Here is a 10,000-nt window from a genome sequence, read left to right as displayed (position 1 = left end):
CTCCATCCTGCAGGTGGAAGGGGCCATCAAGCGCTCGGTCGAAATCAATTCGCTATCGAAGACCTATGCCATGGCTGGCTGGCGCGTCGGCATGGTCGTCGGCAATTCGGACATCTGCGCCGCACTGGCCCGCGTGAAGTCCTATCTCGATTACGGCGGCTTCACGCCGATGCAGGTGGCCGCCGCCGCCGCGCTCAACGGCCCGCAGGACAATGTTGAGGAAATCCGCAACACCTATAAGTCGCGCCGCGACGTGCTGGTCGAATCCATGAAGCGCGCCGGGTGGGATATCCCGCCGCCCCCGGCGTCGATGTTCGCCTGGGCCGAGATTCCCGATAAGTTCAAACATTTAGGCTCGATCGAATTTGCCAAGCTGCTGATCGAAGAAGCCCACGTTGCCGTCGCACCGGGCCTTGGCTTCGGTGAATATGGCGAAGGCTATGTGCGTATCGGTCTGGTCGAGAACGAACACCGCATCCGGCAAGCGGCACGTAACATCAAAAAGCTGCTGCAACCCGGTCACAAAGCGCAGGCCGCTGAATAACCTGTTGTTTAGTCCCTCGCCGGGCGGTGGCTTCGCCACCTTGGCCGCCGCCTCAATGGCGGCTTGAGCGGAATGATTCCGAAAGGCATCATTCCGCTATAGGCGGTTTATCCGTTCACGGAGACGTGAAATTCGCTTAAAGAGGGAAAACAATGGCGTTTTTCCCCCATACTTCATAGCGGACTCGTGCGTGAGCCGAATGAAGCCTTGACGCCACACGTCAAGTTTTTACCTCAGCCTTATTTGACTCCCCCGGTATTTTAGGGTTTTATTTACGTATTGTGCACTGCACATGTTTTTATAAGGGCCGGTTACAAGGCCTAATTTTTTACATACGGTTTGCGGAAAAGGGATTTTAGTCGTGATCAGCTTGCAATTCGACATAGCCAGCCCCTCTGAACAAGACGCCTTTTTCGGTGCTTTCTTCAAGTTTGTCGAGGCTGCCTCGCTGCAGGATGCCGACTCCATTTCGATCCATTCCGACACCAAGGAAACCGGCATGGTCAAGGTGGTGAACTTCGCCGACCAGAGCCTCGCTGATCAGTTTGAAACCTACTGGCAGCAACGCCGCCGCTGGCTGGGGCTTTAAGCGGTAGCCGCCATAGGCTAAGCAGAGCGCATGTCAATCCTGCGCCGCCTGCCTCTCAAATATCGTCTGCCGCTAATTCATGGTGGTCTGGAAGCCATCGCTCTGACGCGCATGGGTCACTGGCCGCGTGCAGACAGACTGTCGTCAGGCCCTCTGGTTGTCTCCGGTTTTTTCAATGAAAGTCAGGGCATAGGCCGGGGGGGACGCCTGACCGCCGATGCGTTCGAAGCCGCCGGCTACGCGGTCATACGCCACGACCTGCGCCCCTGTTTCCGCCATATCCTCGATCAAAAGGCGGTCCTGCCCGGCAAGGGCGGCGTCTGGCTGATCCATGCCAATGCGCCGGAAACTCTGGTGGCGCTGATGACGCACCGGTCTGATCAATGGCGCGACCGCTACCGCATCGGCTACTGGGCGTGGGAAACGCCGCTCGCCCCGCCGCAGTGGGCGCGCCTGGTGCGCTGGCTGCACGAGGTATGGACACCCAGTGCCTATGTGGCTGAGGCGCTGGCGGCGGCCTTGCGCGCCGAGGGTCTGGACGATCTGTGCGGGCGGCTGCGCGTCATGCCTCACCCCCTGCTCTCCGCGCCGCCGCAGGCCGACTGCGCGCGTTTCGGTCTCAGCCCGGATCGTTGTGAAGTCTTGAGCCTGTTCGATGTCAATTCATCGCCTGCGCGGAAGAACCCGTGGGCGTCGATTGAAGCGTGGCTTATGGCGTTTCCGGAGCCCCCGGCTCATGCGGCCCTGACGCTGAAAGCCTCCTGTCTGGATACCGCCACACAGACCCGACTAACCGAACGGATCGCTAACCGTCCGGATATTCGCCTGTTGTCCGAACGCCTGAGCGACGAAGACATGGACCGGCTGATGGCCTCGGTCGATATTTTCCTGTCCCTGCACCGGGCCGAAGGGTTCGGCCTCGGTCTGCTGGAAGCGATGAACGCCGGTGTCGCCGTGATCGCCACCGAAGGTACGGGCAATGATTTCCTCACCCCGGACAATGGCTATCCGGTCCCGGCGCGTCCGGTGCCGCTCGATGATCCGGACGGCCCCTACAGCGCCTTGCCGCGCAATCCGGCGCAGGTGTGGGCCGAACCCGATATACAGGCAGCAGCAGACAGTCTGCGCCGTCTGGTGTCCGACCCCACAGCCCGCGCTTCAAAAAGAGCGGCCGCCCGCGCCACGCCCGCACGGCTAAGCGCCCGCTGGTCCGCCGAGGCGCTGAAAGTCCATGATTTCAACAGGTGGCTTGACTCTTAGGGGCTGAGCCGTCATAGGAACGCAACATTCAGGCGACCCACGCCTTTTGCACACCAAACCTCTCAGGTCACGACCCCGATCGCAGCTATCGGACGGGGACCGGAGGCTCCCCGACGACGCGTTGCGTTCTCGGGGTCTTTTTGTTTTGCGAAAGGCACGGTCCCGATACCGATTTATAGGGCAATAGAAGCATGTTCGACTCGCTGAACGAGCGCTTATCCGGTCTGTTCGACCGTCTGGGTGGCCGCGGCGTCCTTTCGGAAAAGGACGTTGACGAAGCCCTGCGCGAAGTCCGCGTCGCCCTGCTCGACGCCGACGTCGCCCTGCCGGTCGTGCGTCAGTTCATGACCAAGGCGCGCGAACTGGCCGCCGGGGAAGCCATCATCAAGGCGGTCAAACCCGCCGATCAGGTGGTGAAGATCGTCTATGACGGCCTGATCGACATGCTGGGCGGCGAGGAGCCGACCCCGATCGATCTCGCCGCCGTGCCGCCCGCCGTCATCCTGATGGCCGGTCTGCAAGGGTCGGGTAAGACCACCACCTCGGCCAAGCTGGCGCTGCGCCTGTCGAAGTTTGAGCGCAAGAAGGTCATGATGGCCTCGCTCGATACCCGCCGCCCCGCCGCCATGGAGCAGTTGAAACTGCTGGGCGAACAGGTGGGCGTCGATGTGCTGCCGATTATCGCCGGTCAAAGCGCGGTGGAAATCACCCGCCGCGCCCTGCAATCAGCCAAACTTCAGGGCTATGACGTCCTGATCCTCGACACCGCTGGTCGCACGACGCTGGACGAAGCCCTGATGGCCGAAGCGGCCGAGATCGCCAGCCTCTCGAACCCGGTCGAAACCTTCCTGGTGGCCGACTCGCTGACCGGTCAGGACGCGGTACGTACCGCCGAAGCCTTCCATGCCCGCCTGCCACTGACCGGTCTGATCCTCACCCGCGTGGACGGCGACGGACGCGGCGGGGCCATGCTGTCCATGCGCGCCGTCACCGGTCTGCCGATCAAGTTCACCGGTTCGGGTGAAAAGGTCGATGCGCTGGATGTCTTCGACGCCCGCCGTATCGCCGGCCGTATTCTGGGTCAGGGCGACGTGGTGGCTCTGGTCGAAAAGGCGGCGCAGGAACTGGACGCCGCCAAGGCCGAACAGATGGCCAAGAAACTGTCCAAGGGGCAGTTCGACCTCAACGACCTTGCCGATCAGCTCGGTCAGATGAAGCGCATGGGCGGCATGACCGGCATTATGGGCCTGCTGCCCGGCGTGCAGAAGGTCAAGAAGCAGATGGACGAGATGAACATCTCGGACAAAATGTTCGACCGTCAGATCGCCATCATCTCCTCCATGACCAAGCTGGAGCGCAAAAAGCCCGACCTGCTCAATGCGTCGCGCAAGCGCCGTATCGCCGCCGGGGCCGGGGTCGATGTGGCGGAAATCAACCGCCTTCTGAAACAGCACCGTCAGATGGCCGACGTCTTCAAGATGATGGCCCGTAACGGCGGTAAGGGCATGGGCAATATGGCCAAGATGCTGGGGCTGGGGAACATGCCCAACATGGCCCAGATGCAGCAGATGGGCAAAAAGCTCGAAAACAACCCCGCCATCGGCGACAATATGGGCGCCGATTTCGAGCGCCTGAAGCAACTCGGCGCTGGCAAACTTCCCAACATGCCCAATGGTCTTCCTAATGGCCTGCCCGGCCTGCCGGGGCTCGGCAACTCCCTTCCGGGGCTGGGCGGGGCTAACCCGTTCGACCCCAAAAAGAAATAACCCCCTCACTCGAAACTCAGCCTATCAAAGGATCTTATCATGCTGAAAATTCGTCTGGCCCGCGGTGGCTCCAAGAAGCGCCCGTACTACCACATCGTCATCGCTGATGCCGCCGCCCCGCGCGACGGTAAGTTCATCGCCAAGGTCGGTTCGTATAACCCGATGCTGTCGAAGGACGATGCCAACCGCGTCACCCTGAAGACCGAAGTCATCGCCGACTGGCTCAAGAAGGGCGCTCAGCCGACCGACCGCGTCGCGCGCTTCCTGTCGAAGGAAGGTCTCGTGAAGTGGGAACACGGCAACAACCCGCAAAAGGGTACGCCGGGCAAGAAGGCTCAGGAACGCGCCGCCGAGCGCGCTCAGCGCGAGCAGGACCGTCTGGACGCCGAAGCCGCTGCCAAGGCCGAAGCCGAAGCCGCGGCTGCCGCTCCGGCCGCTGAAGAAGCCCCCGCTGAGGAAGCTTCGGAAGGCTAATCGCTTCTTGGCGACTGAAATGAGAAAGGCCGGAGCTTCGCGCTCCGGCCTTTTTTGTTTTTGCACGCCTTATACCTCACCAACGCGTTGGGGAGGAGGACCGCACGAGCCGCCAAAGGCGGCGAGATGTGGGGCGGTGGGGGTCTTGGATCGCGCTCGCTGCGCCGTGCCTACGGCGTCTTGCGCATATCGAACGATCCCCCGGATCGTTCGATTGCTCACCCCGCTATGGCCCCGATGATCTGATCGACCACGGCGCGCACCTGAGCCGCATCGTCGCCTTCGGCCATCACTCGGATCAGCGGTTCGGTGCCCGATGGGCGCACCAGCACGCGACCCGTGCCCTTCAGTGTCGCTTCGCCATCGGCAATGGCCTGCTTGACGTCTTCGCGGTTCAACGGGCTGTCGCCGGTAAAGCGCACATTCTTCAGCAACTGCGGCACCGGCTCAAACTGACGCGCCAGCTCGCTCATCGGGCGGCCGCTTTCGACCAGCACGGCCAGCACCTGAAGCGCGGCGATCAGGCCGTCACCCGTCGTTGCGTGGTCCAGCATGATGACGTGGCCTGACTGTTCACCGCCCAGATTGAAGCCGCCTTCGCGCATCTTTTCCATCACATAGCGGTCGCCGACCTTGGTGCGCTCCAGCGTCAGGCCCTTCGAAGCCATCAGGCGCTCAAGGCCCAGATTCGACATCACAGTGGCCACCAAACCCCCGCCCTTGAGCTGACCCTTGGCGGCCAGACTGGTGGCGATGATGGCCATGATCTGGTCGCCATCGACAATCGTGCCCTTTTCATCGCAGATAACCAGACGATCGGCGTCACCATCGAGCGCAATACCGATATCGGCGCGCAGCTCCTTGACCTTTTCGGCCATGGCCTGCGGCTGGGTCGAGCCGCACTTTTCATTGATATTCATGCCATCCGGCGACACGCCCAGGCAAAAGATTTCCGCGCCCAACTCATAAAGCGTGGTCGGGGCCACCTTATAGGCCGCGCCATTGGCGCAGTCGATAACGATGCGCAGCCCTTTGAGCAGCAGGTTCTTGGGGAAGGTCGCCTTGGCGATTTCGACATAGCGATACTGCGCATCATCGACGCGCTGCACGCGACCGAGATATTGCGGATCGGCAATGCCGTCCAGAATATTGCCGTCCATGCGCGCTTCGATGGCCAGTTCCACCTCGTCCGACAGCTTGTAGCCATCCGGTCCAAACAGCTTGATGCCATTATCATAATAGGGGTTGTGCGAGGCCGAGATCATCACCCCCAGATCGGCGCGCATCGAACGCGTCATCATAGCCACACCCGGTGTCGGCAGCGGGCCGAACAGGCGCACGTCCATGCCGACCGACGTAAACCCGGCCACCAACGCCGGTTCGATCATATAGCCTGACAGGCGCGTATCCTTGCCGATCACCGCCAGATGCCGGCGATTGTCCGAAGACATGAACATCTTGCCCGCCGCCATACCGACGCGGTAGGCGACTTCGGCGGTCATGGGGAAGCTGTTGACGCGGCCCCGGATACCATCGGTGCCGAAATATTTGCGGGTGCGGTTCAGGGTGCTCATATGCGAAGCCATCAGGTCGTTAGGGTTTTTGATCGGGTTGAAGCCATAGAGGGCCAGGGTGTCACGAAAACTGGCCATGCGGGCGGTCGTCAGGGCGACAAACGCCGCCTCCAGCTTATCGACAGTTTCGGCGCGCGGGGCCTTGGTCTGACCGCTCAGGGCGCGAAACAACGATGACGGCGCAATGCCTGCCGCCTCGGCCACGTCCTTGATGGAAATGCCCGTGGCCCCCAGCGCCGCCTGTAGCTTTTCCCACTTGTTTTCACTCATTGGCCAGACTCTGTATCGGGATTGGCGTCCGGTTACAGACCGAAACGCAATGTGTTAATAGCAAATTTACCGTGTTTTGGACGCAAACGTCTTAAAATACGGCTTTCGTGACCCTTTTAAGGCCAGAGGTTTAACGCGTTGTGAAATAATTTCATAGCATTTTAAAAATCTGTCTGCTACTCAAAACACGCAAATAGCCTCTCCCCTTGTTATGGAGCCTTGTCCATGTGCGGCATTATCGGTGTTATCGGCCTGTCCGAAGCGGCCCCGCGCCTGATCGAAAGCCTGCGTCGCCTCGAATATCGCGGCTATGATTCCGCCGGTATCGCGGTCGTCACAGAGGCAGGCACGCAACGCCGACGCGCGGCAGGCAAGATCCGCCAACTGGAGGCCGTGGTTGAAGAGACGCCGCTGTCGGGGCAGGTCGGTATCGGCCATACGCGCTGGGCCACGCACGGCGCGCCGACGGTGGCCAATGCCCACCCGCACACCTCCGGCCCGGTCACCGTCGTGCACAATGGCATTATCGAGAATTTTGCCGAGCTGAAGGCCGAGTTAATCGCCGCTGGCCATGTGTTCAGCTCCGACACCGACACCGAAGTGATCGCGCATCTGTTTGATGCGACGCTGAAAAGCGGGCTCAAGGCCAAGGACGCCTTCAAGGCCGTTCTGGACCGCCTGAACGGGGCCTATGCGCTGGCGATTATCGTCGAAGGCGAAGACCGCACCCTGTTCGGCGCGCGTCGTGGCTCACCGCTGGTCGTTGGCTGGGGCGAAGGTGAAATGTTCCTGGGTTCCGACGCGCTGGCGGTCGGGCCGTTCACCAACCGCGTCACCTATCTGGAAGAAGGCGACTGGGTGGTTCTTACTCAGGACGCCGCCGACATCCATGACGCCAGAGGTTTCCGCGTCAACCGCCCCATCACCACCGTTTCGGCTTCGGCGGCGCTGGTGGAAAAGGGGGCCTATCGTCACTTCATGGAAAAGGAAGTGCACGAGCAGCCCGAAAGCGTGCAGCGCACCCTCTCGGCCTATCTCGATCCGGTGGCCAAGTCAGCGCGCGCCGAGATCAAGGCCGCCATCGACTTCAATAGCGTCGCGCGCATTCAGATTATCGCCTGCGGCACCGCCTATTATGCCGGCTGCATAGCCAAATACGCCTTTGAAAAGGTCGCAGGCCTGCCCGTCGATGTCGAAGTGGCCTCTGAATTCCGCTACCGCACCCCGGCCATGACGCCCGGCACGCTGGGTCTGGCCGTGTCGCAATCCGGCGAAACCGCCGACACCCTGGCGGCGCTGCGCTGGTGCAAGGCCGAGGGTTTGAAAACCGCCGCCCTCGTCAATGTGCACACCTCGACCATGGCGCGCGAAGCCGACCTGATGTGGCCCACCCACGCCGGGCCGGAAATCGGCGTGGCCTCGACCAAGGCCTTCACGGCGCAGGTCGCCGCGCTCCTGTCTCTGGCCGTCGCGGCCGCCGCGCAACGCGGTCGTATCGACGCCACGGAAGAGGCGCGTCTGGTGCAATGCCTGCTGGAAACCTCCGGCCTGATCGCCGAAGCCCTGCTGATGGACCCGGATGTGCAGCGCATCACCTACGAACTGTCGAAGGCGCGCGACGTCATCTATCTGGGGCGCGGGGCCATGTATCCGCTGGCGCTTGAAGGCGCGCTGAAACTCAAGGAAATCTCCTATATCCACGCCGAAGGCTACGCGGCCGGCGAACTTAAGCACGGCCCCATCGCCCTGATCGACGAAAACACGCCGGTGGTGGTCATCGCGCCGGACGACGAACTGTTTGAAAAGACAGCCTCCAACGTGCAGGAAGTCGCCGCGCGTGGTGGCCGCGTGGTGATGATCACAGACGCCCCGCAAAAGGTCCCGGCCCTGTCCGGTGACGCCGCCAAAACGCTGAAAATCGTCAAGGGCCCGACCTGTGACCCCTTCGTTGCGCCTCTGGTCTATGCGGTGCCGATCCAGCTTCTGGCCTACCATACCGCCGTGCATAAGGGCACGGACGTAGATCAGCCGCGCAACCTCGCCAAGTCGGTGACGGTGGAATGAGGCGGTAGCCCTCTGATACGACCTCTGCTAGATTTTAGCGAGGGTATAAGGGGGATAGCCATGCAACTCTTGTCCGTCATTGGACTGATTGGCACGTTGACTGCGTTACTGACGCCATCTTCAGCATTCGCAACGCCTCCAGCCTGTGAAAAAAATGCCACTGAGGGATTACCGAAACCGCCGATTACCTTTTCCATGGAAGAGGAAAAGCAGGCTCCTAGCTTCCTCATAAAAGAAGCGCCTTTGAGGGCGCACTTTGCGATCTCTCCCCTCATCTACCCGTACAACGGGTTGAAAATGTATGGGTTTGAGCTGTCCGTCATTGTTTCGGAAGACGGACGTGTCGCCTGCGCTACGATTACGCCACCTTACAGGGCTCAGGACCCGGTCATGACCCCTCAGCGACGGGCATTCCTAGAAGACGTCGGTAACTGGCGCTTTGATCCCTATTTTTACGAAGGCAAACCCAGTCGCGTGGCTATTGCGTTCAACATTAATGAAGAAGAACAACCGCGTCAGTATCGACCTGCCCCGAAAGGCGACCCGGATCAGCTTGTCATCGTTCAGGAGAACCGCCCGTGGTTTGCCAGTTACAGCCCCTATCGGGTGGAATTGCATGGCGACGGACGTGCGGTGTATCAATCTTTTCGCAGGAATGACCCGCTGGGTCCACAGGCCTACAAGGTGGAGGCGTCAAGCGTTCGGGCCCTGCTTGAAAAGGCGAAAGCGGCAGATTTCTGGTCTCTGCGCGATACATACAGGAAATCGCCCAACGCAATCACCCATGCCTCTTCAAGCCTGTCGCTCTCTATAGTTTTGGGTGGACAGAAAAAATCCGTAACAGACTATTCAAACAACGATTCCGGTAAACCGAGGGCACTGGAGACACTGCATCAGGAGGTTATGCAGGCGGCCAATTTGAATTTTTGGGAAATACCTGGCCTTGAGACTCTTGAACAACTCAAGATCAATGGCTTCGATTTTCAGTCTGTGAAAGCGGGTCAATTCCTGATCGAAACAGCGGCGAACCCCCGCGTTGAAAATGCGGTCATTCTGTCATTGATGGACCTTGGCACACCCCTCGACCACGTCCTCTACGACAAAGATGCCGACAAGGCGCGATCTCTTCTGGACATGAGCCTAACCGCTGGTCGGGAACCCGTCGCGTATCGGCTGATCGGTTTGGGCGCATTGAAAACGAGCGGTAAAACGGATCATAACAAGGTCAATGATGCTTTTTTGGGTGCCGTAGAGTCGGGTTGTTTGGCGCTTGTCGAAATGATTTTGCCCTATAATCCGGACATCTCTTCGGATGCCGTTCTATACGTCGGACGTTCAAACGCCAAAGACGAAGATAAAATCTCTGTCCTGAAATTATTGCTGGCAAAAGGGGCGGATATCAACGGCCGGGATACAAAGGGACAGACTATTCTGCACGAAATAGCCCTGACGCCTGATT

The 10,000-nt window shown here is 60.3% G+C and carries 8 protein-coding genes; 7 read left to right on the top strand and 1 reads right to left on the bottom strand.

The window, feature by feature from the left end; genetic code table 11:
• The 5 genes from LDL37_RS02935 to rpsP all read left to right on the top strand — a co-directional run.
• The coding region (locus LDL37_RS02935; RefSeq protein ID WP_290794083.1) for an aminotransferase class I/II-fold pyridoxal phosphate-dependent enzyme at window positions 1–544 on the top strand (544 nt) is incomplete at its 5' end.
• A 361-nt stretch (window positions 545–905) separates the two neighbouring features.
• Window positions 906–1,133 (top strand): hypothetical protein, encoded by a 228-nt coding sequence (locus LDL37_RS02930; protein ID WP_290794081.1) that lies wholly within the window; start codon window positions 906–908, stop codon window positions 1,131–1,133.
• A gap of 30 nt (window positions 1,134–1,163) precedes the next feature.
• The gene (locus LDL37_RS02925) at window positions 1,164–2,393 is read left to right on the top strand and encodes a glycosyltransferase (protein ID WP_290794080.1); all 1,230 of its coding nucleotides are present in this window, start codon (window positions 1,164–1,166) and stop codon (window positions 2,391–2,393) included.
• Window positions 2,394–2,584: 191 nt separating this feature from the next.
• Complete coding sequence (ffh, locus tag LDL37_RS02920; RefSeq protein ID WP_290794077.1) at window positions 2,585–4,159, top strand: signal recognition particle protein; 1,575 nt, start codon at window positions 2,585–2,587, stop codon at window positions 4,157–4,159.
• Window positions 4,160–4,198: 39 nt separating this feature from the next.
• A complete protein-coding gene (gene rpsP / locus LDL37_RS02915) occupies window positions 4,199–4,633 on the top strand; it encodes a 30S ribosomal protein S16 (RefSeq protein WP_013477733.1) in 435 nt (144 codons plus the stop codon).
• 218 nt (window positions 4,634–4,851) lie between these two features.
• Here the strand turns inward: rpsP and glmM are convergent, their stop codons facing one another.
• A complete protein-coding gene (gene glmM / locus LDL37_RS02910) occupies window positions 4,852–6,477 on the bottom strand; it encodes a phosphoglucosamine mutase (RefSeq protein WP_290794074.1) in 1,626 nt (541 codons plus the stop codon).
• Between the two features lie 225 nt (window positions 6,478–6,702).
• On the opposite strand from glmM, the gene glmS reads away from it, so the two are divergent.
• Both glmS and LDL37_RS02900 read left to right on the top strand, forming a co-directional pair.
• Entirely contained in the window at window positions 6,703–8,541 is a 1,839-nt protein-coding gene (gene glmS, locus LDL37_RS02905; protein WP_290794073.1) for a glutamine--fructose-6-phosphate transaminase (isomerizing), read from the top strand.
• Between the two features lie 60 nt (window positions 8,542–8,601).
• Window positions 8,602–10,000 (top strand): DUF6438 domain-containing protein (locus tag LDL37_RS02900; RefSeq protein ID WP_290794072.1); only part of this gene is annotated, 1,399 nt, incomplete at its 3' end.

This window comes from Asticcacaulis sp., assembly GCF_020217185.1.
Lineage (GTDB): Bacteria > Pseudomonadota > Alphaproteobacteria > Caulobacterales > Caulobacteraceae > Asticcacaulis.
Note: the sequence above shows the minus strand (reverse complement) of the source record. Positions and strands in the feature narration are given on the sequence as shown.